The sequence below is a fragment of the Streptomyces atroolivaceus genome (assembly GCF_000717025.1).
Lineage (GTDB): Bacteria > Actinomycetota > Actinomycetes > Streptomycetales > Streptomycetaceae > Streptomyces > Streptomyces atroolivaceus.
Genome location: NZ_JNXG01000004.1, coordinates 186,002 through 208,804, shown reverse-complemented (window position 1 = coordinate 208,804; position 22,803 = coordinate 186,002). Strand labels below are relative to the sequence as shown.

Below are 22,803 nucleotides of genomic sequence, written 5' to 3'. Positions count from 1 at the left end.
GGCCGGGCGGCCGGGCGGGTGGGCGGCCGGGCGGGCTCAGGGCGCGACCGGTCCGGACCGGCCCCCGGAGGGCGTCTCCGCGGCGAAGTGGCCGGGCGCCCCGGGCGGTACCTCCCCACGGCGAGCCCGGTCGGCGGACGGACCGGGGCCCGGATTCTGTGCGAACCCTTGACAGGGGCGTCAACTGCTCGCAACATCCCTAGCCATCCGCAACTAACTACCTAGTGCGTTAATTAGCCGGGTCCGCTCGCCCCTCCCCCGCACGGAACGTCCCCGAAGGAGCCCGCCGTGACCACTGACGACCCTTCCGCCGGTCCCCCGCCCCAGTCAGAAGCACAGCCCCGTAAAGCCGCGCTCGCCGCCTGGATCGGCAGCGCGCTGGAGTACTACGACTTCTTCATCTACGGCAGCGCGGCGGCGCTGATCTTCCCCAAGGTCTTCTTCGACGAGTCCGATCCCGCGAACGCGACCCTGCTGTCGCTGGCCACCTTCGGTGTCGCCTACGCGGCCCGTCCGGTCGGCGCGCTCTTCCTCGGACACGTCGGGGACCGGCTCGGCCGCAAGAAGATCATGGTCTTCACCCTGATGCTGATGGGCGTCTCGACGTTCCTCATCGGCTGTCTGCCCACCCGGGACCAGATCGGCGGGGCCGCCCCCGTCCTGCTCGTCGTCCTCCGGATCCTCCAGGGCATCTCCGCGGCGGGCGAGCAGGCCAGCGCCAACTCCATGAGCCTGGAACACGCGCCCCAGCACCGCCGCGGCTACTTCACCAGCTTCACCATCAACGGGACCCAGGCAGGCCAGCTGATCGCGACCCTGGCCTTCATCCCGGTCGCCGCCCTGCCCGAGGAACAGCTCCTCTCCTGGGGCTGGCGCATCCCGTTCTGGCTGAGCGTCGCCGTCGCGGTCACCGGGTACGTCATCCGCCGCACCCTGGAGGAGACCCCTGTCTTCACCAAGCAGGCGGCCACCGAGGGCGTGGCGAAGATGCCTCTGGCCGTGCTGCTGCGCGACCACTGGGCCGACGTGCTGCGGGTCGTCGCCGCCTCCGTGATCGCCACCGTCAGCACGATCTTCACCGTCTGGGCGCTGTCCTACGCGACGAGTGACGCCGTCGGCCTGAGCCGCACCGGCATGCTGTGGGTGGGCGCGCTGGCCAATCTGGTCGCCCTGTTCACCATCCCGCTGTGGGCCCGGCTCTCCGACCGCGTGGGACGCCGGCCGGTCTTCCTCGTCGGCGCCGTCGGCAGTGCGGTGGTGATGCCCCTCTACCTGTGGGCGATCTCCACCGGCAGCTATCCGCTGGTGCTGATCCTCGGAGTGCTGGTCTTCGGCGTCGTCTACAGCGCGGCCAACGGCATCTGGCCCGCCTTCTACGCCGAGATGTTCCCCACCCGGGTCAGGCTGTCGGGCATGGCGATCGGCACCCAGACCGGCTTCGCCATCGCCGGTTTCGCCGTGGCCTTCGCCTCACAGATCGCCGGCCCCGACGGCGACAACTGGGGAGGTGTCGCCCTTTTCGCCGCCGCGCTCTGCGTGCCGCCGGTCGTCGCGGCGCTGTCCGCCCGGGAGACGGCCCACGTGGAGACGGAACAGCTCGGGGAGCGGAACGACGGGGTGACGGCGGAGGCGGGAACAACCGTCAAGGCCTGACCTCCGTCGCGGCCCCGGAGGCCGGGCCGTCCGAGTGGCGGGACACCCGTCCCGGACGGATCCTCGAAGGACGCGGCGATCCATGCCGGAGGGGCGGGGACGGCTCTGCGGAACCGTCCCCGCCCCCTCCGGGTGCTACGCCTTGCTGCCCGCCGGTTCGGGTACCGGTTCCCCGGCGGTCTCCCCGGCCTCCGGGCCGGTCCGTACGGCCGGGCCGGTGCCGTCCTGGAGCCTGCGCGGTCCGGCCAGGACGTACGTCAGTCCGAAGCCCGCGGCCACGACCGCCGCACCGCCGACCGCGTCCAGCACCCAGTGGTTCCCCGTGGCGACGATGGCGGAGACCGTGAACAGCGGGTGCAGCAGCCCCAGGACCTTCATCCACGCCTTCGGCGCGAGGAGCGCGATCACCACACCGCACCACAGGGACCAGCCGAAGTGCAGCGACGGCATCGCCGCGTACTGGTTGGTCATCGCGGTCAGCGCCCCGAAGTCGGGGCTGTCGAGGTCCTGCACCCCGTGGACGGTGTCGATGAAGCCCAGCCCCGGCATCAGGCGCGGCGGGGCGAGCGGGTAGAGCCAGAAGCCGACCAGCGCGAGGACCGTGGCGAAGCCGAGGGTGCTGCGGGCCCAGCGGTAGTCCGGGGGCCGGCGCACGTACAGCACTCCGAGGATCGCGAGCGGTACGAGGAAGTGGAAGGTCGAGTAGTAGTAGTCGAAGAACTCCCGCAGCCAGGGAATGCCGACGACGGTGTGGTTGACCCAGTGCTCGATGTCGATGTGCAGCCACTGCTCGGCCGCGTGGATCTGCCGGCCGTGCTCCTCGGCGGTGGGACGTCCGGCGGTCGCCGCCAGCCGGACCTTCGCGTAGGCGGAGTAGACGACCCGGATGAGAAGGAGTTCCAGGAGCAGGTTGGGGCGGCTGAGCACCCGGCGCCAGAACGGCAGGAGCGGCACCCACGCGAACCGTGCGGGCACCGGCTTCGCGTAGTCCGTGGGGACCGGCCGCCGCCAGTGGGGCGAGGAGCGGGACAGGAACGGCACCGCGCAGGCCGCGCCGAGGGCGACGATGAGCAGCGCGTTGTCGCGTACGGGGAGGACGACGCCGACGTTCGGCAGCAGCATCTTCCCCGGCAGGGTGAGGACGAGCACCACGACCGCCGGCCAGACCAGCCGGTCGGAGGCCCGGGTGCCGACGCGCCCGACGACGGCGAGCAGGACCCACAGGAGCTGGTGCTGCCACGCGGTGGGCGACACGGCGACGGCGACGCATCCCGTGACGGCGACGGCCAGGAGCAGCTGTCCGTCCCGCGCGTAGCGGGCCGCCCGGCGCAGCCCGAGGACGACGACGGCGGCGGCCAGGGCGAGGAACAGCGCGATCTCGAGCGGGCCCTGGAGCCCGAACCGCAGCAGCGCGCCGTGCAGGGACTGGTTGGCCAGGCTGTCCGGACGATCACCGAGTCCCGCACCCGCGAGGTGGTGCACCCAGTACGCCCAGGAGTCACGCGGCATCACCACCCAGGCCAGCGCCGTGCAGACGGCGAACGTGACACCGCCGCTGACGGCGGCCCCGCGTCTCCCGGTCAGCCAGAACAGGACGGCGAAGAGCAGGACGGCGGGCTGCAGGGCTGCGGCGACACCGGTCAGCACGCCCGGAAGGCGCTCGCCGCGCACCGCGAAGCAGGCGACGAGCACCAGCAGGACCGGCAGGATGCTGGTCTGGCCCAGGTGCAGGGCGTTGCGGACGGGCAGCGACACCATCAGCAGGGTGATCGCGGCCGGCGCCGCCAGGAAGGCGGTGCGCCGGCTCACCGGGGCGGGCAGGGCGCGTACGGCGACGAAGCCGAGCAGCACGACGAGCAGCAGTGAACCGAAGGTCCATACGACGCCGAGTGCCTGCTCGGCCGAGACCGTCAGCGGTTTCAGCACGAGACCGGCGAACGGCGTCCCGGTGAACCGGCCCGGGTCGTACAGGGATCCCGCCATGTGCAGGACTCCTGTCGCGCCGGTCCAGGTCTCCAGGTCGATGAGACGTTCACCGGGCGGCCGGCGCAGCACCACCGCCACCTGCCGTACCGCCAGGACGCCGACCAGCAGCCAGAGGACGGCCCTGACCGCCGCTGCCCTCGTCCCCGGATCCGCCGCCGCGTCCCCCCGCACACTGCGCTCCACATCTGTCACGCTGCGCCGACCCTCCCGTTTTCATGCACTGTCCCCTCGGCCCGGGTATGTGCGGATGAAGCCTCGCATTGCCCTATGAGGTAGACACAATCAACCCCCTCTTCGCCTGACTGTCACCACCGATTCGCCCAAAGAATGTCCGGATGCCGAGCCGGCGGCTCCTGCGGCCGCCGGCGCCGGGCCGCCCGGACCGGGGCAGGCCTCAGTCCTCGTACACCGGATGGTCCGCCTGCCAGCCCGCGAAGAGGGGGACGTCCGAAGAACCCTCCAGGACGACGAAGCCGAAGGGCCGGTCGAAGGCGATGTGCCGCCTCGTCCGCGGTCCGGGGGCGGAGCGCCGCGTCGCCACGACGGTGACCGCCGCGGCCTCCACGCCCCTCTCGGCGATCTTCACGACCGCTTCCTGGACCACGTCCGTGATGAAGAGGGGCGCGGTCGCGAGGCCGGAGAAGTCCGCCGCGGCGGCGTCGGTGGCGAACCGCACGCCGAGCGCCGGAAGCTGGTCGGTGATCTGGACGTTCGTCCGCAGGGTGAAGCGCGGCAGCGCGAAGGTCACCTCGTCGGCGTCCAGAGGAGCCCGCGCCCCCTCCGGGGCCCACGCCAGCGGCAGGACCCGGGCCGCCTCCTCGCCCGGCTCCCCCAGGACGAACCTGACCCGTGCGGGTGGGGCGCCGCCCGGCTCCGCGCGGCAGCGCAGTTCGACGACGTACGCGCCCGCCACCGTCCACACGTCCGCGAGCCCGACCGACGCGTGCATCGTGGCCACCGGGAGGCTGACCCCCGCCACGTCGGTGAACGGGACGTCGCGGGTGCGCGCCGTGTCGAACTGCAGCTCCCAGAACGCCTTCAGGGCCAGCACATCGACCAGGGCGAGCGCGACAGCGCCGTCGAGGTCCAGGGGGAGCCGCTCGATCAGGCCGCCGGTCTGCTCGTGGACCCACGCGTCGATCTCCGCGACGTCCACCGGGCCGAAAGCGACGTCCGGCAGCGACTGTTCGTACTCCGGGCGGAGCGGCACGCTGTTCCACACCCGGGTCGCCACCTTCAGCGCCTCGGTGCGCCGCCAGTCGCGCGCCACCCCCGTCACCACGGCCGCGGCCTCCGGACCGGCCACGCCGAGCAGGGCCCGCAGTTCCGCGGCCGTCTCCGTGCGGGCGCCCGCGGCGACGGCGGTGAGGGCCAGCCACAGTCCGGCGGGCGAGCACACGAAGCTGCGCCGGCCGGGCCGGGCCAGCTCCTGGATCCACCGTTCCCCGAGCCTCCGGACGGTCGCGTCGAGGTCCGTGTCACGCATCGCTTCCCCCTGCACGTATTAATGGTTCGTCATCCCCTCACATCCTGGACAGAATGACGCAATGACCTGGACGGTGGCCCCCGAACCCTTCGACAGTCCCGAAGCGGCCTGGCTGCGACGGGACTACTACGACGAGGTGGCGAGCCGTTACTGGGGCCGCCCGGCGACCACGGCGGAGATCGACGACGGCCTGAGGGACGACGGCGCGGACCTGCTCGCCCCGCCCACCGGGGAGTTCCTGGTGGGGCGGTACGACGGCAAGCCGGGGAGCTGCGCGGGCCTGCGGCTGGCCGACGCGGAGACGGCGGAGCTGACCAGGGTGTACGTCCGCCCCGCGTTCCGCTCGACGGGCGGCGGCGGCCTGCTGCTCGCGGGCATCGAGAGCGCCGCTCGCGCCTACGGGGTGCGGCGGATCCGGCTCGACACCCGCAACGACCTGGTCGAGGCGCGCGGGCTGTACGCGAAGCACGGGTACCGGGAGGTCCCGGCTTTCAACCAGGGCCCCTACGCGGAGCACTGGTTCGCCAAGGAACTCTGAGCCCCGCGGCCGGAGGGTCAGCCCACCGAGTGGTCGCGGCGCGGTTCGGGCATGTGCGGCCGCTCCTTGCTCGACCCGCTCACCTCCGCCGACAGCTCCGTCACGAGGCGGACCAGGTCGGTGGGCCGGTCGGGGCCCCACCAGTCGCCCAGCAGCTCGGCCAGGGACTCCTCGCGGGCCTGGGACAGCCGCACCACGGCCTCCGCGCCCCGCTCGGTGAGCACGAGCTGCATCCCCTCGCGCCGCGCGTAACCGAGCCCCTCCACCTGACGGGCGGCCGAGGTGATCACCCTGAGCGGCACCGGGGCGACCTCGGCCAGCCGGCCGGGCTCGACGGTGCCGTGCCGCTTGATGCGGAGCAGCAGCCAGCTGGCCGCGGGCTGCAGGTCGTATCCGGCCTTCACGGTGATCTTCTCGTAGATCTCCCGGCGCCCTTCCCGGGTGGCGAGCACCGACAGGGCTCGGGCGCACTCGTCGTAGGAGGACCGCTGGACCGGGTTCGAGGCCAGGGTCTCGCTGCTGTCGGGCGCCGTCACCGAACCGCGCAGCGGCTCCTCCTTGAGGAACCAGGCGAAGACGAACGCCACGAGGACGACGGGTGCCGCGTAGAGGAAGACATCGGTGATCGAGGTCGAGTAGGCGCTGAGGACCGACGGGCGCAGATCCGCGGGGAGCCGGCCGATGGCCCGGGGGTCGGCGGCCAGTGCCCCGGCGTCGACACCGGGCGGAAGCGAACTGCCGCTGAGCGCGTCCTCGAGTTTGCCGGTCAGCCGGTTGGTGAAGATCGTGCCGAACACCGCCACGCCGAACGACGCGCCGATGGAGCGGAAGAAGGTCGCCCCTGACGTGGCGACGCCGAGGTCCTCGTAGCCGACGGAGTTCTGCACGATCAGCACGAGTACCTGCATCACCAGGCCCAAGCCGGCGCCGAATACGAAGAAGCAGAGGCTCATCGTCCAGGTGGAGCTGTTCTCGGAGAGCGTGTGGAGCAGCAGCAGACCGACCACCGTGAGGGCCGTGCCGGCGATCGGGAAGACCTTCCAGCGCCCGGTCCGGCTGACGATCTGGCCGGAGCCCGTCGAGGTGAGCAGCAGCCCGAAGACCATCGGCAGCATGTGCACCCCGGACAGGGTCGGGGTGATGCCGTGCACGACCTGGAGGAAGGTCGGCAGGTAGGTCATGGCCCCGAACATCGCGAAGCCGATGACGAAGCTGATGACGGCGACGAGGGTGAAGGTCCTCTTCCGGAACAGCTTCAGCGGCAGCACCGGTTCGGCCGCCCGGCGCTCGGCCGCGACGAACGCGACGAGCAGCACGACGGCGAGGACCGCGAGGGCGATGATCTGCACGGAGCCCCAGGGCCAGGTGGTGCCGCCGAGCGAGGCGACGAGTACCAGGCAGGTGGCGACCGAGGCGATGAGGAAGGTGCCCAGGTAGTCGATCGTGTGCTTGGTGCGGCGGACCGGGATGTGCAGGGCCGCGGCGATGACGATCAGCGCGACGACGCCGACGGGCAGGTTGATGTAGAAGACCCAGCGCCAGCTGAGGTGCTCGGTGAAGAAACCGCCGAGCAACGGTCCGAGCACGCTCGTCGCACCGAAGACCGCGCCGAACAGACCCTGGTACTTGCCTCGTTCGCGCGGGGCGACGATGTCGCCGACGATCGCCATCGACAGCACCATGAGCCCGCCGCCGCCGAGCCCCTGGAGGGCGCGGAAGCCGATCAGCTGCGGCATGTTCTGGGCCACCCCGCAGAGCGCGGAGCCGATGAGGAAGATGACGATGGCCGTCTGGAAGAGCTTCTTGCGCCCGTACTGGTCTCCGAGCTTGCCCCAGAGCGGGGTGGCCGCGGTGGCCGCCAGCAAGTAGGCGGTCACCACCCACGACAGGTGGTCCAGGCCGCCCAGCTCGCTGACGATCGTGGGCAGGGCGGTGGACACGATGGTCTGATCGAGTGCGGCGAGCAGCATGCCGAGGAGCAGCGCGCCGATGGAGACCAGGACGTTCCGCCTGGACCGCCCCTCACCTTCCGCAAGGGGTGGCGGGCTCAACTGCTGGGCCATGAGCATCTCCTCGGTCCGCTTCACCCCCATCCTGGCCGCTGTGTGCCGTTATGGCCTGCCGAGCAGGACTGCGGGCGTTGGGCTTCCATGCGGCGGCCTGCATAATCGCAGGCAGTTCAAAGGGGAGGGGAACCCACGATGACCGGACATATGTGCCCGGAGTGCGGCGACGAGCGGAGTGCGAGACCCGGGGCGGGGTGCGCCTGCGGAGCCGGGACGGCCGCGCGGACGGGGCGGGACGCCCGTGCGGCGGAGGTGGCGGCGGCCGAGGACTTCGACCCGCTGCGGATCCGGCCGTACGTGACGCTGAACAGCGACCACACGCAGGACGACGGCGCGCCCGGTGCCGCCACGACGATGCCGCTGTTTTTGGACGGCGCGCCCGGCGGGGCGCCGGGGCCCGGAGCGCCAGGGCCCGTTCCGGGCCCTCCGCCCCGCGCGGTCACCGCGGACGAGGCCCGTCGGCGTACCGCCGCGGCCTACGCGGGCAGTGGGCCCGATCCCGTGCAGCCGCGCCGTCGGCGGCCCTTCGCCGTCGTCGCCGTGGGGGCCGCGGTGGCAGCGGTGGTGGGCACGGCCGCATTCGCGGGCGGCCTGTTCGACGACGACGACAGCAGGGACACGGCGCTGCCGCCCGAGGTCACCACGAGCGCACCGGACGCGGGCAGCCAGCCGGCCGCGTCCGTGTCCGCGTCCCCCTCCGCGTCACCCTCGGCCACGCCGTCCCGGTCGGCGTCGGCGTCGACTTCGACTTCGGCTTCGGCTTCGGCGTCCCCCACCCCGTCGAAGAGTCCGTCGGCGTCGCCTTCGGCCGCCGCTTCGAAGTCCCCGGCCCCCTCGGCGTCCGCGACGAAGGCCCCCACCACGGCAGCGGCGACGCCGCCCGCGGAGGAGTTGTCCGGGGTCACGCTGCGACGCGGGGACCGCGGCTCGGAGGTCTCCGAGCTCCAGCGGCGGCTCCAGGAGATCTGGGTCTACCGGGGGCCGGACGACGGCGCCTACACGGAGCGGGTGGAGGAGGCCGTCTCCGAGTTCCAGAGGTGGGTGTCGGTCAGGAGCGACCCGCCGGGCGTCTACGGCCCGGAGACACGCCGCGCCCTGGAGGCGCAGACGAACGGCAGGGGACGCCGCTCCTGAGACGGGCTCCCGAGACGGGCCCGCGCGCCGGCGCGCGGGCTGCATGACACCGCCCCGGCCCTCTTGACCGGCGTCCCGGCGTTCCGGCGTTCCGGCGTTCCGGCGTTCCGGCGTTCCGGCGTTCCGGCGTTCCGGCGTTCCGGCGTTCCGGTGCAGGATTGGCGTTTCGGCGCAGGTTTTTGTACCGTGGAGAAACAAAGTAGCCTCCGCTCGTTCTCCCTGACCGGCGGGCGGGGCTACTTGTTTTCTTCCTCCGCAGCTATGAGCTGTTCCCCCGCGCTCTGGAGCATGCCGATGCCGGCCACCGTCCTCGAAGCCCGCGCCCTCCTGCTGGACATGGACGGCACCCTCGTGAACTCCGACGCGGTGGTGGAGCGCTGCTGGCGCCGCTGGGCGATCGCACAGGGGCTCGACCCCGAGGCCGCGCTCAAGGTGGTCCACGGCCGCCAGGGCTACGCCACGATGGCCGCCCTGCTGCCGGACCGGCCGATGGAGCAGAACTACGCGGAGAACCGCGTCATGCTCGCCGAGGAGACCGCCGACACGGACGGCGTGGTGCCCATCGGCGGCGCCACCGCCTTCATGGCGTCGATCGCCACTCTCCCCCACGCGCTCGTGACCTCGGCCGACGAGGCTCTCGCCCAGGCCCGGATGACGGCAGCGGCCCTGCCGATGCCGGAGACGCGCGTCACCGCCGAGATGGTCGGCGCCAGTAAGCCGGACCCCGAGGGCTTCCTCAAGGGCGCGGCCGAGCTGGGCTTCGACCCGGCGGACTGCATCGTGTTCGAGGACTCCGAGGCGGGCATCACGGCGGGCCGGGCAGCAGGCATGCGCGTCGTGGGCGTGGGCCCGCGCGCGGCCGCGCTCTCCCCCGACGCCCATGTCGAGGACCTGACCCGGCTCAGGGTGGAAGCGGGCGCGGACGGTTCGATCCGTCTGCACATCGACGCCTCGTAGCCCTTCCCGGGCCCCCGGGGTGCGCCTCGGGGACCCGGCTGGGGCCCCGCGGGCTCAGGGACACCCCGCCCCACCCCCTGAAGCGCACCCGCCGCGCCTCACTCCCTGTGCAGCACGCCCCGCGCGACCAGCTCCAGCACCAGCGCGACGGCGACCACCTGCACCGCCAGCAGAGCCACCAGGACGAACAGCTGCACGGCGCCCGCCTCCACGGGCGAGGCGCCGCCCAGCAGCATGCCCACGAAGGCACCGGGCAAGGTGACGAGCCCCACGGTCCGGGTCTGGTCCAGCCCGGGGAGGAGCGCGTCCGACGCCGCGGGACGGGCGATCTCCAGCCGGGCGTCCCGGTCGAGCAGGCCGAGCGCCATCCCGGCCTCCACCTCCCCCCGCCGCGTCCCGAGCTCGTCCAGCGCACGCCGCCCGCCGAGCACGGTCGCGGTGAGCGCACCGCCGATGAGGATGCCCGTGACCGGGATGAGCGCGATGCCGCGTAGCGGGAGGAGCCCGGTGAGCAGCAGCGCCACGACCACGGGCACGACGCCCGCGCCGATGGGCAGCGCGGCCCACCACCAGGTGCGGTTACGGGTGATCCGCCGGCCGGCGGTACGCACCGCGACTGCGAACATCAGCGCCAGGAAGCCGAGCAGCGGCCCCAGGGAGCGCACCACCCAGCCGATGAGCAGGGAGACCACGGCCAGCTGGACCGCCGCCCGAACCCCGGCGACGGCGATCTCGCGGGACCGGCCGAGCGAGGCCCACGCGGCGACGGCGGCGGCGCACACCAGGAGCACGGCCAGCACGACGCCGAGCACGGGACCGACCGGAAGCAGCACGCGGCCACCCTAGGCCGCACGCACCCCCCGGCGCACCGCCGCGGCCGCCCGACCGTCAACTCCGCGCCTCGAACAACTTTCGGACGGGACGTCAGAGCGACCGTCCTACCTCTTGATGTGACGTGCGCATGTCGCCACCCTGTTACCTGGCGACCACCCCACCGAAACCCGGCGCCGACACGATGGTCCGGCCCGCAGGTCGCCTGCCCAAGGTCCCCCCACATCAAGGGAGTTCGCATGTCCGGTAGCTACGCGCGTCGCATAGCCGTCGTCGCCGCCTCGGCCGCGCTCGCCGCAACCACCGGGCTTCTCACGGCCCCGACCGCCCAGGCCGCGATGCCCACCCCGGTCAGCGCCTCGACCGCCCGTACGTATCTGAGTCAGCTCGCCGTCTCCACCGAGGGCTCCTCGTCCGGCTACAGCCGCGACAAGTTCCCGCACTGGATCACCCAGTCCGGGGCCTGCAACACCCGCGAAGTGGTCCTGAAGCGGGACGGCACCGGCGTCGTCCAGGACTCCGCCTGTGCCGCGACGAGCGGCAGTTGGTACTCGCAGTACGACGGCGCCACCTGGACCGCCGCGTCCGACCTGGACATCGACCACATGGTCCCGCTCGCCGAGGCCTGGCGCTCCGGGGCCAGCGGCTGGACCAACACCCAGCGCCAGTCCTTCGCCAACGACCTGACCCGCCCTCAGCTCATCGCGGTCACCGACAACGTCAACCAGTCCAAGAGCGACCAGGACCCCGGCGAGTGGCTCCCGTCACGCACCGCCTACCGCTGCACCTACGCCCGCGCCTGGGTCCACGTCAAGCACCACTACGGCCTCAGCATCGACACCACCGAGAAGAGCGCCCTGCAGTCCGTCCTCAACGGCTGCTGACCGACCCTCCCGCCCCGGCGGATCCAGCCGCCCTCCTCCGCCGCCCCGTACCCTACGGAGCCATCGGTCACGGCGACGCGAGGAGGGCACACATGGCCGGGCTACGCCTGGGACCACTGCTGAGGTACGTCGACTGGGAGTCCGGCTCACGGGCGACGGTCTGGGTGGAGGCGACCAGGCCCTGCACCGCGGAGGTCCGCTGCGCCGACGGGGCGGCCGGCGCCTCCCCCACGTTCGCCGTCCAGGGCCACCACTACGCCCTGGTGGTGGTCACGGGCCTGTCACCCGGCTCGACCACGCCCTACGAGGTGCTGCTCGACGGCCGCCGCGTGTGGCCGCCCGAGGACTCCCGCTTCCCGCCCAGCACCATCACCACGCCCGCCGCACCGCAGGCCGACGAGGCGGGTCCGGTCCGGGTCGCCTTCGGCTCCTGCCGGTGGGCGGCCCCGCCGGCCCACGGGCACGACACTTCCCCGGGTTCCCGGCTGCGCTCGACCGGGGGAGACCCCATCGGCCCCGACGCTCTCGACACGCTGGCCGCGAGCCTCGCCGCCGACCCCGGAGCGGTACGCCCCGACGTCCTCCTGCTGCTCGGCGACCAGGTGTACGCGGACGAGACGTCCCCGGCCACCCAGCGGCGGCTCGCGGCACGCCGCGATCTGAGCGAGGCTCCCGGCGCGGAGGTCGCGGACTACGAGGAGTACACCCTTCTCTACGACGAGTCCTGGCGCGACCCGGACGTGCGGTGGCTCCTCTCCACGGTCCCCAGCTGCATGATCTTCGACGACCACGACGTCGTGGACGACTGGAACACGAGCGCCGCCTGGGTGCGGGACATGCGTCGTACTCCCTGGTGGCACGAGCGGATCGTCAGCGGGCTCATGTCGTACTGGGTCTATCAGCACCTCGGCAACCTCTCCCCCGAGGCGCTGGAGGCCGACCCGGTCTACGCGGCCGTACGCGCCGTCCCGGACGGCACCGAGATCCTCCGGGGCCACGCGGCGGCGGCGGACGCCGACCCCGCACGGACCCGTTGGAGCTACAGGCGTGTTTTCGGCCGAGTCCGGCTGCTGATGGTGGACACCCGGGCGGCCCGGAATCTCGAGGAGCAGCAGCGGTCGATGCTCCGTGACGAGGAGGAGCGCTGGCTGCGCGAGGAGATGCTCTCGGACCCCGGCGCGTACGACCATCTGCTGATCGGCACCTCGCTGCCGTGGCTGCTGCCACCCCTCATACACGAAGCGGAGACCTGGAACGCGGCACTGTGCCGCGGCGGGCGGGGCGAGCGCTGGGCGCGCATCGGAGAGAAGGTGCGCCGGGCCGGTGACCTGGAGCATTGGGCCGCCTTCCCGGAGTCCTTCCGCCGCCTGTCGGAGCTCCTGGGCGAAGCGGGGCGCGGGCCCGGCGCCCCGGCGACGGTATGCGTGCTCTCCGGTGATGTGCACCATGCGTACATCGCCGAACCCCAGTGGCCCGGTTCCGTCCCGGACGGCGCTCCGACCGCACGCGTCCTGCAGCTGACCTGCTCTCCCGTGCACAACTCCGTCCCCGGATACATCCGCACCGGATTCCGCTTCGGCTGGAGCCGGGCGGGCCGATGGCTCGGGCGCGCGCTGGCGCTCCACGGACGGACGGGGAGCCCGCCGTTGCGCTGGCGCAAGACGGGCGGACCGTGGTTCGGCAACCAGCTCATGACCCTCACCCTGCACGGCCGGAAAGCTGCGCTGACATTGGTTCAGGCCAGAGCCAGGCCTACGGGCGCCCAGTTCGAGACCGTTCTGGACCGCACACTAACCTCGAACGAATGACCTATTTTCAGCCACTCGACAGAATGTTGAACTTGCAAGTAATACTGAGGTCACCCTAACCTGAGGGGCCCCGATCGGTTCCCGTCCCCAGACCGAAGGAGCCCCACCCCCCCATGGTCATACGTCTGAACCAGGCCCAGCCCTACGCACTCGGCCTCTTCCGCGTCGTCATCGGCTTCCTCTTCGCCTGCCACGGCGCCGCCTCGCTCTTCGGAGTACTCGGCGGCGGCAGCGTCCCCACCGGCACCTGGCCAGGCTGGTACGCCGCGGTGATCCAGCTGGTCGGCGGCACCCTGGTCGCGCTAGGCCTCGGCACCCGTATCGCCGCGTTCATAGCCTCCGGCTCCATGGCCTACGCGTACTTCAAGGTGCACCAGCCCGAGTCGCTGTTCCCCCTGCAGAACGGCGGGGAGGCCTCGGCCCTGTTCTGCTGGGCCTTCCTCCTGCTGGTCTTCACCGGGCCCGGCGCCGTGGCCCTGGACGGGCTGTTCTCGCGCGGCGGCTCCGCACGCGCGAGCGAACCGGCCCGCGAGAAGACCCAGGCCGTCTCGGTCTGACCGCACGTTCCGCTGACCCGGCCCCCCTCCTGCGCAGGAGGGGGGCCGGGTTCGTGCGTGACCTGCGCGACATCGGCCTCCCACCCTGCGAATACCAGGTGAACCAGGTGAACGGCAGGCGTACGCTGTACAGCTGACCCTGCCGCTCCTGCCGCTCCCCTGCGACGTCGCGGCGTTGGCACGGAACACCGGAACGGGGAGTAGCAAAGTGCTCGAGACGGTGGGTGCGCTGACCGGCAGCCCATGGATCTACGCGGTGGTCGCCCTCTCGGTGCTCCTGGACGTCTTCCTGCCCGTCCTCCCCAGCGGCGTGCTGGTGATCACCGCGGCCACGGCTGCGGCCGCGAGCACGACCACGGTCACCGCGGCGGCAGGCGAGGCCACCCGCCAGGTGCCCTCACTTCTGGCGCTGATCCTCTGCGCGGCCACCGCCTCGGTGCTCGGCGACCTCGTGGCGTACCGCCTCGCCTGGCGCGGTGGCGACCGCCTGGACCGGGCGATAGCCCGCTCCCGCCGCCTCACCTCCGCACAGCAGCACCTCGGTGCGGCGCTGAGCCGTGGCGGCGGAGCGCTCGTCGTCATCGCCCGCTTCGCCCCGGCCGGCCGGTCCGTCGTCTCCCTGGGTGCCGGGGCGGCGCACCGCAAGGTGAAGGAGTTCCTGCCCTGGTCGGCCGTGGCCGGGGTCGCCTGGGCGGTCTACAGCGTGGGCCTCGGCTACGTCGGCGGCCAGTGGCTGGGCGCGGGCTGGCTGGGCACGGCCGTCTCGGTCCTCGCCCTGTTCCTCGCAGGAGCCCTCGCGGCTCTCGTCGTCCGTCGTCCGGCCCCCGCAACCGCCGCTCCGGCGGCCGGAGCCCCGGCCGGAACCTGACGGCCCGCGCGCTCGTCAGACCCGGGCGGCGCCCCGTATCTCCAGGCCGTCGAGCAGCCGCTGGGTCGCCTCGGCGATCTCGGCCACGGCACGGTCGAAGACCTCCTGGTTGTGCGCGGCGGGCGCACGGAAGCCCGACACCTTGCGCACGTACTGCAGAGCGGCGGCTCTCATCTCCTCCTCGGTGGCCTCTTCGGGGATGGCTGGTGGACGAAGCGTCTTGATGCTGCGGCACATGCCTCCAGTGTGCGACGCGCCACTGACAACGCGCCTCAGGACCTGCGCTCCCCGAGCCGCTCGATCGCCGGGATGACGTAGCTCCCGTCGAGAAGGGCCTGGCCGGGCAGGTGGAGCCGCAGGATCGGCCGGAAGCCGCCGGCCGGCACCGGCACCCAGTTCGCCTCCCCGGCCGGGTCCTGCGGCCGTTCCGCGGACAGGCGCAGCGTCAGCGAGCCGTCGGCACCGCGGACGAGCCCGGGCGTCCGGTCCCCGACCGCGTACCGGTCCGCCGCGTTCGCGACCAGGTGGCCTCCGGGACTGTCGTACACGGTGAGCGACCAGAACGCCCGGACCGGAGGCGGCTGGGCGAGGCGCAGCTCGTAGACGTGGGCACCGTCGAGCGGGCGGCCCCCGGAGTCACGGGACGCATGTGCGTAGAGCGCTTCGTACCCATGGGGCAGCCAGCGCCCCCGCCGTGCCGCGACCGCCCGCACCAGGTACGACGCCTCACGGTCGGAGATCGTCCACTCCGGTGAGCCGAGCGTGCCCACACCGAAGTGGTCCAGGTTGTGGTCGCGCAGGTGCGGAACCATCTGCCAGGCGCCCGGAGGACCGGCCGGTACCGCGGGGCGGCGGGCCGCCTCCTCCACCCGCAGCCGGCCCAGCGCGAGCCCCCGCCTCAGCGCACGTACGAGGACGGGCCCGGCCGAGACGTACGGCGAGAGGCCCTCCTCCAGGAGCCCCAGGGGCTGGAAACGGTCCTGGTACGCGCGATCGGCGGCCGCGGGCGGGAAGTCGCCCATCCACACCCGGAGCTCTTCGAAGAACCGCAGTTCCCCCGGCACCCCGGGCTCCGTCGCCGGCAGACCGGTCCGATGGGCGCGGTCGCCGAGATGCGTGAGCGTGAGCTCCTGCTGGAGCGACCTGACCCGGGGCATGTCCTCGGGCCCGTCGCACGCGAGGCGGCCGACGACGGAGACGACGGAGGTGGGAGCGTCGATCACCCCCGACACCCCGTCGGGCACGGTGCCGGCCCAGCCGGGCGGCACGATCATCCAGTCCCCCTCCCCCGCGCCGGTGGCCCGGGGGCCCAGGTAGGCGAAGGCGTTGCCCCACGCGTCCACGAACTGCAGCACGTAGTACGCCCCGCCGGTGTCCGGCACATGCAGTCTGACCGGCCCTCCGGAGAGGTCGAGCTGGGCGAGAGCATCGACGAGGTCGGCCGGGGCGAAGGGGACGTGGGTACCGGGCGTGGCCGGCCCCTCCGCGTGGGCGAAGTCGTTGAACGGCGCGGGCGCCAACGTCCCGCAGCCCTCCTGGAGACAGGCCTGGACGGCCGACAGCTGACGGACGAGCGGCGACCCGTAGACGTACGCGTCGGCGGCCAGCGCCGTGATCGCGTCCGGCTTCAGGCCGCCTCGCCCCGGTTTCACGTCAGATGACCGGCTTCGCCCGGTGGGCGCACAGGGCCCAGATCACGAAGGTGTCGAGCGCGATGGAGATGATCGCCCACACGGGCTGGTACGGCAGCCAGACGAAGTTGGCGATCAGGTTCAGCGCGGCCAGCCCGATGCCCACGCCCCAGGCCCATGCCGAGCCCTTGAGGACGCCCCATCCGACGACCACCAGGAACACCCCCAGGATCAGGTGGATCCATCCCCAGGCGGTGACGTCGAATTTGAACGTGTAGTTGCTGATGCGCGTGTACACCTCGTCGGACGCGATGCCCGCGATCCCCTTGACGACGGCGAGAATGCCGTCGACGAGGAGCACGACCCCCGCGAACATGGCCCCGGTGGCCGCCCAGGGATCGGGGGCGGAGGGTCGGGCGGGGCCGGGTGCGGATGCTGACTGGGTCATGGAATACCTCCACTCGACGGGCCGCCCCGGACTGCTGCGGGCAGATCCGACCCTGTGCGACGGCCTCCCCCGCCACGACCTGGACGCGCCCGTTCGGGTGACAGCCCTGATCAGGGCGCTCCCACGGTGACGGCCTGCCCCTGCGCGGCGACGGTGAGCACCACCCGCTCCATCTTGCTCGTCAGTGCCAGGACCGCCCATGCGGGGCCCCACACCCGGCAGGAGAGGACCGCCGGAAAGGCGTCGCACATGGTTGACCGGCTGCCCGCGCACCGGGACGGCCTGGCTCCCGGACCGGGACTCCACCCGCCACCCGGCCGCGACCCGCCGGCTCACCACCCGGTCGAGGATCAGCCCGCGCTGCGTGACGTCAGGGGCCCCTCCGCTCGTCCCGCGTAGTACCCGGGAGGGGGTTCGAGTGACGCCTCGCACCGGTGTGCCGCACGACGCCTCACGGGGCTCACCTCCAGGTGTCGAGATCTCCGCCCCGCCACTCGATCAACTCCGGCTGGTCCAGATCGATCTCCTGGACCCCCTGGGCGAGCCCGGCCCGGCGAAGGAACGAGGCGACGTCCCCACGCCCGTGCGCGAGCCCGACGATCTGCCCGCGTACGGTCACCCGCCGCCCGCCGGTCGGCGACGGCGGGTACACGATCACAGGTGGGTGTCCGGACATGCCTCCACGGTCTCCCGCGCCCCGCCGGCTCGCATCCTGGAGCCCACCAGGGCGGCCGGGGGCCGAAGCCGCAGCGAAAACGGTGTGAGCAGCAGGAGAGCCGCCGCTGCGACGGCGGCGCGCGCGCCGGTGGAGGCGGCCGGCACTCCCTACGGCCGGGCGGCGACGGCGTCGACCCCCGCCGCCCTCAGCTTGCGCGCCAGGAACTCCATTTCGGGCAGCGTGCCGGAGTGTTCCCCGGTCAGAACCGTGTGCAGGACTGACCTGATGTTCGCCAGATCGACACCGAGTTCGACCCTCAGCACGCGCATGATCGCGGTGCCACCCGCCGATGGATCCACCTGAAGCCGCGCCGGTCCGTGGTCCGCGAGCAGTCGGGCCCGCAGCTCCGCCGGCACGTCGTCGTCCCCGCACGAGAGCACCGCGCATCCGCAGGCCGGGCAGTTGATCCCGGTGTCCCAGCGCAGGGAGCCGCCCACCAGAGCATGGGTACCCCATCCCTCCAGCTCCGCGCCGCAGTCCGGGCATCCGGCGGAGAACCCGACCGACTCGTGGACCGACGGTTCCATGCTCATTCCTCCAGGACGAAGGGCGGACGACAAACCGGAAAACACACCGGGCGCGGAGGCACACTGGCTAGGGTCGTCGGCATGAGTGCCGCGACAGCCGCCATGATCACCGCCGTCGTCGGAGTGCTCGGCACGCTCTTCGCACCGGTGGTCACGAGCCGGGTGGCGAAGCGGCAACGCGCGGAGGAGCGCCGGGTCGAGGAGCGGCGACGGCACTTCGAGGAACGGCGCGCCGCGTACACCTCGATGAACCGAGCGACCCGCCACTTCCATACCCTCCTCAAGGACGCCCTGCACCGCATGCGTGACGGGGTCTATACCGACGAGGACCGCGCCGGCCTCGAGGAAGGCCGGCGCGACTACCGCGACAGTTACGCCGAGGCTCAGATGATCGTTCCCGACGCGGTCCTCGCCGCTTCCCGCCGGCTCAACGTCATCCTCGCCGGGGTGGACGCCGCGCTCAAGCGCGTCGACAGGGGCCTCCCCCGCGACGGGGAGACAGCCGAGCGGCTGCTCCTGGAACTCGGAGCCGCGGATCCGGAACTCACCGCCATGCATCACGTCATGCGCCAGGACCTCGGTGCCCCCGGCCGGAGCGCCGCCGAAGACGCGTGAGCTACCGGCAGTGGCCGGGGCCGTGGTACGTCTCTGCTGTGTCGTCGGCCGAGTGGCCGCGTCGCCAGACCGACGCAGGGTGGAGGAACGGTGCTTGCACGCAGCCGCGGAGTGCTGGGAGTAGTGGGTACGGCAACCGATGGAGTGGAGTCGCTGCGCACCGGACTGGTGGAGCCGGCCGTCGCGCGGGGCTGGCGGGTCACCGTGACCCTCACACCGAACGCCGGCCGCTGGCTGCGGGCGACCGGCGAGTGGGAGCGGCTGGAGTCACTGACCGGTCTGCCTGTGCGGGACGCACCTCGCCTTCCGGCCGAGCCCCGCCCGCACCCGGTGGCCGACTGCCACGTCGTCGCACCGGCCAGCGCGAACTACGTCGCCAAGCTCGCGACGGGCATCGCGGACAACCAGGCCCTGACGCAGGTGAGCGAGGCGCTGGGCACGCTCGGCGTGCCGGTGGTGGTGTTCCCCCGGATCAACGCGGCACATGCGCGGCACCCGGCGTGGGAGGGACACATCGAGGCTCTGCGCAGGGCGGGCGTGGAGCTGGTGTACGGACCGGACGTCTGGCCCCTGCACGAGCCGCGTCAGGGCCCGGCGGTCCAGGAACTCCCCTGGGCGACGATCCTGGAGTGCGTGACTGCCCGGACCCGTTGACGTACGGCCTCCCTAGGATGGCCCGAGGTACACAGGCCGACGGACGGGGTGGGAGATGTCAGGCCGGGTCACGACGGTGAGCAGCAACGGGACGTACTCCTTCAGCAAGCCCAACCGCGAGTCCGTCACGCTGGTGGCCGGCCTCGGGGTCGAGGGAGACGTCCACGCGGGCGGGACGATCCGCCACCAGTTCCGCATGACCTACGAGCCGGACCTGCCCAATCTGCGTCAGGTACACCTGATGCACGAGGAACTCTTCGACGAACTGGCCCTCAAGGGTTACGACGTGGCCCCGGGCCAGCTCGGCGAGAACATCACCACCCGTGATGTCGATCTGCTCGGCCTTCCGACGGGCGCCTTGCTGCACCTCGGCGACGAGGCGGTGGTGGAGGTGACGGGTCTGCGCAATCCGTGCGCGAAGATCAACGACTTCCGTCAGGGCCTGCTCGGCGAGGTCTTCGCGCTCGACCCCGTCTCGGGGGACTTCACGTTCAGGTCCGGCATCATGGCCGTGGTCCGCCACGGCGGGACGGTCCGCCCGCGGGACGCCGTCGGGATCGAGCTCCCGCCCGGCCCGCACCGCCCGCTGGAGCGCGTCTGAACGCGGGAGACCGTGCGCCTGCCGCGTCTGAGCGCGCGGGAGGCCGTACTTCTCCCCGCGTCTGAGCGCGGGAGGCCGTAGCACGGGAACCGCTCAACCCTGCTCGAAATGGAACGACTTGATGAAGCGGTCCCGGGGCTGGGTGACCGCGAAGAGGATGCACTGCACCAGTGAGTGTGCCGTGAGGGTGGAGCCGGACGTGCGACGAGTGGTCCCCACTCCTCCGAGAGCGGGTCACCGTTGTCGAAGCCGGGCGGGTAGAGCGACATCATCCTGCCCCCCTGAGGCCGGAGGCGCTGGGAGAGGATCTCGGCGAACCCTGCCTGGGCGCTCTTCGCCGCGTAGAAGGCGGCGTGGGCGTCGGAGCCCGCGCCCTGGATCGCGAGCGCACGGGAAGGTGAGGGTGGCTCGGTGGACGTCCATGCGGATAACGTGTGCCACAGGATGCCGGTGATCCTCAAGTCACTTGCTCCGCGGAGAAGTTGCCCCACGGAGGGAGACCGCCGGTGCCGCAGGCGAACGAAGACCCGGTGCTGGAGCAGGCCCTCAGGGATCTGGCCTGGTACGAGCGCATCATGAGGCGCTCCCGCCGCTGGGCCGCCGTCACGGAGTTGACCGCGCTGGCCACCGGGGCGGGCGCGGTGGTCGCCGCAGGCATCCAGGCCCCCGCCGCCGTCACCGCATCGATCGCCGGGACCACACTCTTCGTCGGCGGGTTCCGCCAGTTGTTCCATCACGCGGAGCGTCACGTACAGGCCGCCGAGGCCTGGTCACGGCTACGGCTCGCGATCCAGCGCTACACCCTGGTCGCCGAGGCCGACAGGAGCGACGACAACCGACAGCGCCTCCTGGAGGAAGTCGAAGCCGTCGCCGACACGGAGCTGCAGAGCTGGGCCACCAGCCGCCGCCTCGCGCAGCCACCGCCCGGGGGCCAGGCACTGCCGTAGGCGCGGCCGCCGCCACCGGAACGGGCTGCCCGTACCGCGGGACACTAGTAAAGTTTGACCAGTAGGCTGTGAGGCATGCGGTCGAGGCCCGATCGCGCCGCCGTGCGCAGCCGGGCCGGTTACCGCGGGAACCCGACCACCAGGAGGAGACCCGTGCCGGAGAGCCCGACGGAGACGACGTTCGCGCATGAGACGGCGGTGCCCCTGCTGCCGTGCTCGACGGTCCAGGAGACGCTGGAGTTCTTCCAGGCCCTCGGCTTCGAGGTCACCTACCAGCAGACGAAGCCCTACCTCTACCTCGCTCTGCGCCGCAACGGCTTCGACGTGCATTTCGGCAAGCCGCCCAAGGGCCACGATCCGAGCCGGGAGGACGGCGGCGGATGTCTGGTCATCGTCGACACCGTCGCGCCGTATCACGCCGCGTTCACCCGGGCCATGCGGGCCGCCTACGGCAAGGTGCTGGTGACCGGGCGTCCACGCATCACGCGCTTCCGCCCCGGACAGACCCGCTTCACTCTCATCGACCCGTCCGGCAACTCGCTGATCTTCATCCAGCGCGACGAACCGGCAGAGCTCGAGTACGGCGGTTCCAAGAGTCTGCACGGGCTGGCGAAGGCTCTCGACAACGCCCGTATCCTCCGCGAGTTCAAGAACGACGACCGCGCCGCGTTCCGGGCCGTCAAGTCGGGTCTGCGCAGGCACGGACCAGAGGCGCCGGCCATCGACCGGGCACTGGCACTGGCGGCCCTCATCGAGCTCTCGACCGCCTTGGACGAGCGGGACGGGATCGACGACTGGATCCAGGAGCTGGAGACGATCCCGCTCACCGACGCGGAACGACTGCGGGTGAAGAGCGAGCCGGGCGGCGCCGAACACCGGGAGGCAAAGCCACCGCGGGCGTAACCGCGAGCGCCGTACTCCGCCCCGTGCGGCACTGCCCGTCCCCACGCCGTCCCGAACGCGCACGGGCGCCGGGACAGTGTTCCCGGCGAGTCCTTGGAAAGTCGCCTCGACGGGTGTCCGCGCCTCTCACAGGTGCCACGTTCGCGGCCACTCAGTCGAGACAGAACTCGTTGCCCTCGACGTCCTGCATCCCGAGGCACGACTCGTTGAAGCCGTCGGCACGCAGTAGTCGCCCGCGTACCGCGCCGAGCGCGACCAGTCGTGCGCACTCGGCCTCCAGTGCGGCGACGCGCTCCTCACCCACGAGTCCGGTGCCGACCCGCACGTCGAGATGCACCCGGTTCTTGACGACCTTGCCCTCGGGAACGCGCTGGAAGAACAGTCGCGGGCCCGCACCCGAGGGATCGATGCATGCGAACGCCGAACCCTGACGCTCAGGCGGCAGCGCGCGATCGAAATCGTCCCAGCTGTCGAACCCCTCCGGTGGCGGGGGTACGACGTATCCCAACACCTCACACCAGAAACGGGCGACGCGCTCAGGGTTCGCGCAGTCGAAGGTGACTTGGACCTGCTTGATCGACGCCATCGGCCCACCATAGGGGTTCGCCTCCACGGGCTCACCCCCTGCGCGTCCGCCGGGGCGGCTGCCCGAGGAATTCCGGACCTGCGTGCGCGTCCTGCCGGGTGGCCCGGCACCACCCTCGTGGTCGACGGCGGCTCTCCGGCCCGCTCCCCGCGCCCGCGGGGATGGTCCTGAGCTGATGCAGGAACACCCTGGTCTGATCAGCCTGTCGACCGGTGTCCGTGAACTCACGGTCAGCGGGTGGGCGGATGGCCGCTCCGACCCGGCGGGCATCCGCGATGCCCGCCGGGTCCACGGCCGGACCATGTCACCGAACTCCACCTGCTCGACCGGCTGCCGGGGCCGTTCGCCAGAGGGGCCATGGTCCCCCCGGAAGGCTGTCGCTCCGCCCGCACCAGCTCTGCGGGG

24 protein-coding genes and 1 pseudogene are annotated in these 22,803 nt (G+C 72.1%); 13 read left to right on the top strand and 12 right to left on the bottom strand.

Translation table 11 applies throughout. The features are described from left to right. Window positions 1–288 precede the first annotated feature (288 nt). Window positions 289–1,653: an MFS transporter gene (locus OO67_RS12525; protein WP_033299773.1), complete on the top strand. Its 1,365-nt coding sequence runs from the start codon at window positions 289–291 to the stop codon at window positions 1,651–1,653. Between the two features lie 135 nt (window positions 1,654–1,788). Here the strand turns inward: OO67_RS12525 and OO67_RS12520 are convergent, their stop codons facing one another. Continuing rightward, window positions 1,789–3,831 carry a bifunctional glycosyltransferase 87/phosphatase PAP2 family protein gene (locus OO67_RS12520; protein WP_078597857.1) on the bottom strand — a complete coding sequence of 681 codons (2,043 nt, stop codon included), beginning with the start codon at window positions 3,829–3,831 and terminating at the stop codon, window positions 1,789–1,791. 202 nt (window positions 3,832–4,033) lie between these two features. Then, window positions 4,034–5,125, bottom strand: a complete 1,092-nt coding sequence (locus tag OO67_RS12515) for a serpin family protein (RefSeq protein ID WP_033299771.1) — start codon at window positions 5,123–5,125, stop codon at window positions 4,034–4,036. Between the two features lie 61 nt (window positions 5,126–5,186). On the opposite strand from OO67_RS12515, the gene OO67_RS12510 reads away from it, so the two are divergent. Continuing rightward, window positions 5,187–5,663 (top strand): GNAT family N-acetyltransferase, encoded by a 477-nt coding sequence (locus tag OO67_RS12510; protein WP_033299769.1) that lies wholly within the window; start codon window positions 5,187–5,189, stop codon window positions 5,661–5,663. Between the two features lie 17 nt (window positions 5,664–5,680). On the opposite strand, the gene OO67_RS12505 is transcribed toward OO67_RS12510, so the two are convergent. Continuing rightward, entirely contained in the window at window positions 5,681–7,726 is a 2,046-nt protein-coding gene (locus tag OO67_RS12505) for an MDR family MFS transporter (RefSeq protein WP_033300013.1), read from the bottom strand. 138 nt (window positions 7,727–7,864) lie between these two features. Here OO67_RS12505 and OO67_RS12500 point away from each other — a divergent pair, with 138 nt between their 5' ends. Together OO67_RS12500 and OO67_RS12495 are read left to right on the top strand one after the other, a co-directional pair. Further along, window positions 7,865–8,863: a peptidoglycan-binding domain-containing protein gene (locus tag OO67_RS12500; protein WP_033299768.1), complete on the top strand. Its 999-nt coding sequence runs from the start codon at window positions 7,865–7,867 to the stop codon at window positions 8,861–8,863. Between the two features lie 294 nt (window positions 8,864–9,157). Then, window positions 9,158–9,820: an HAD-IA family hydrolase gene (locus OO67_RS12495; protein ID WP_033299767.1), complete on the top strand. Its 663-nt coding sequence runs from the start codon at window positions 9,158–9,160 to the stop codon at window positions 9,818–9,820. Between the two features lie 98 nt (window positions 9,821–9,918). Here OO67_RS12495 and OO67_RS12490 read toward each other — a convergent pair whose 3' ends face one another. Next, entirely contained in the window at window positions 9,919–10,653 is a 735-nt protein-coding gene (locus tag OO67_RS12490; RefSeq protein ID WP_033299766.1) for an ABC transporter permease, read from the bottom strand. A 237-nt stretch (window positions 10,654–10,890) separates the two neighbouring features. Between OO67_RS12490 and OO67_RS12485 the strand changes: the two genes are divergently transcribed. From OO67_RS12485 to OO67_RS12470, 4 genes are all read left to right on the top strand, one after another. Then, complete coding sequence (locus tag OO67_RS12485; protein WP_033299764.1) at window positions 10,891–11,535, top strand: HNH endonuclease family protein; 645 nt, start codon at window positions 10,891–10,893, stop codon at window positions 11,533–11,535. 92 nt (window positions 11,536–11,627) lie between these two features. Beyond that, entirely contained in the window at window positions 11,628–13,343 is a 1,716-nt protein-coding gene (locus OO67_RS12480) for an alkaline phosphatase D family protein (RefSeq protein ID WP_033299762.1), read from the top strand. 113 nt (window positions 13,344–13,456) lie between these two features. Continuing rightward, on the top strand, window positions 13,457–13,900 hold the full coding sequence (locus OO67_RS12475; RefSeq protein ID WP_033299760.1) for a DoxX family protein: 444 nt from the start codon (window positions 13,457–13,459) through the stop codon (window positions 13,898–13,900). A 208-nt stretch (window positions 13,901–14,108) separates the two neighbouring features. Continuing rightward, window positions 14,109–14,768, top strand: a complete 660-nt coding sequence (locus OO67_RS12470; protein ID WP_033299757.1) for a DedA family protein — start codon at window positions 14,109–14,111, stop codon at window positions 14,766–14,768. A 15-nt stretch (window positions 14,769–14,783) separates the two neighbouring features. On the opposite strand, the gene OO67_RS12465 is transcribed toward OO67_RS12470, so the two are convergent. From OO67_RS12465 to OO67_RS12440, 6 genes are all read right to left on the bottom strand, one after another. Next, the gene (locus tag OO67_RS12465; protein ID WP_033299756.1) at window positions 14,784–15,005 is read right to left on the bottom strand and encodes a DUF2277 domain-containing protein; all 222 of its coding nucleotides are present in this window, start codon (window positions 15,003–15,005) and stop codon (window positions 14,784–14,786) included. Window positions 15,006–15,040: 35 nt separating this feature from the next. Then, on the bottom strand, window positions 15,041–16,420 hold the full coding sequence (locus OO67_RS12460) for a DUF1254 domain-containing protein (RefSeq protein WP_051709313.1): 1,380 nt from the start codon (window positions 16,418–16,420) through the stop codon (window positions 15,041–15,043). Between the two features lies 1 nt (window position 16,421). Continuing rightward, on the bottom strand, window positions 16,422–16,847 hold the full coding sequence (locus OO67_RS12455) for a DUF7144 family membrane protein (protein WP_033299754.1): 426 nt from the start codon (window positions 16,845–16,847) through the stop codon (window positions 16,422–16,424). A 110-nt stretch (window positions 16,848–16,957) separates the two neighbouring features. Continuing rightward, window positions 16,958–17,098: a hypothetical protein gene (locus OO67_RS39670; protein ID WP_244300159.1), complete on the bottom strand. Its 141-nt coding sequence runs from the start codon at window positions 17,096–17,098 to the stop codon at window positions 16,958–16,960. A 209-nt stretch (window positions 17,099–17,307) separates the two neighbouring features. After that, the gene (locus OO67_RS12445; protein ID WP_033299753.1) at window positions 17,308–17,523 is read right to left on the bottom strand and encodes a hypothetical protein; all 216 of its coding nucleotides are present in this window, start codon (window positions 17,521–17,523) and stop codon (window positions 17,308–17,310) included. A 149-nt stretch (window positions 17,524–17,672) separates the two neighbouring features. Continuing rightward, entirely contained in the window at window positions 17,673–18,092 is a 420-nt protein-coding gene (locus tag OO67_RS12440; protein ID WP_244300158.1) for a hypothetical protein, read from the bottom strand. An 81-nt stretch (window positions 18,093–18,173) separates the two neighbouring features. On the opposite strand from OO67_RS12440, the gene OO67_RS12435 reads away from it, so the two are divergent. From OO67_RS12435 to OO67_RS12425, 3 genes are all read left to right on the top strand, one after another. After that, entirely contained in the window at window positions 18,174–18,707 is a 534-nt protein-coding gene (locus tag OO67_RS12435) for a hypothetical protein (protein ID WP_033299749.1), read from the top strand. Window positions 18,708–18,797: 90 nt separating this feature from the next. After that, window positions 18,798–19,361, top strand: a complete 564-nt coding sequence (locus OO67_RS12430; RefSeq protein WP_244300156.1) for a flavoprotein — start codon at window positions 18,798–18,800, stop codon at window positions 19,359–19,361. Window positions 19,362–19,416: 55 nt separating this feature from the next. Next, window positions 19,417–19,962, top strand: a complete 546-nt coding sequence (locus tag OO67_RS12425; RefSeq protein WP_033299746.1) for an MOSC domain-containing protein — start codon at window positions 19,417–19,419, stop codon at window positions 19,960–19,962. A 93-nt stretch (window positions 19,963–20,055) separates the two neighbouring features. On the opposite strand, the pseudogene OO67_RS12420 reads toward OO67_RS12425, so the two are convergent. Next, window positions 20,056–20,327 (bottom strand): annotated as a pseudogene (locus OO67_RS12420) (SDR family NAD(P)-dependent oxidoreductase); the annotation flags it as partial. A 141-nt stretch (window positions 20,328–20,468) separates the two neighbouring features. Between OO67_RS12420 and OO67_RS12415 the strand changes: the two are divergent. Both OO67_RS12415 and OO67_RS12410 read left to right on the top strand, forming a co-directional pair. Then, a complete protein-coding gene (locus OO67_RS12415; protein ID WP_106972738.1) occupies window positions 20,469–20,909 on the top strand; it encodes an SLATT domain-containing protein in 441 nt (146 codons plus the stop codon). Between the two features lie 153 nt (window positions 20,910–21,062). Beyond that, a complete protein-coding gene (locus OO67_RS12410) occupies window positions 21,063–21,812 on the top strand; it encodes a VOC family protein (protein ID WP_033299744.1) in 750 nt (249 codons plus the stop codon). A 151-nt stretch (window positions 21,813–21,963) separates the two neighbouring features. Here the strand turns inward: OO67_RS12410 and OO67_RS12405 are convergent, their stop codons facing one another. Then, the gene (locus tag OO67_RS12405) at window positions 21,964–22,398 is read right to left on the bottom strand and encodes a VOC family protein (protein ID WP_033299743.1); all 435 of its coding nucleotides are present in this window, start codon (window positions 22,396–22,398) and stop codon (window positions 21,964–21,966) included. Window positions 22,399–22,803 lie beyond the last annotated feature (405 nt).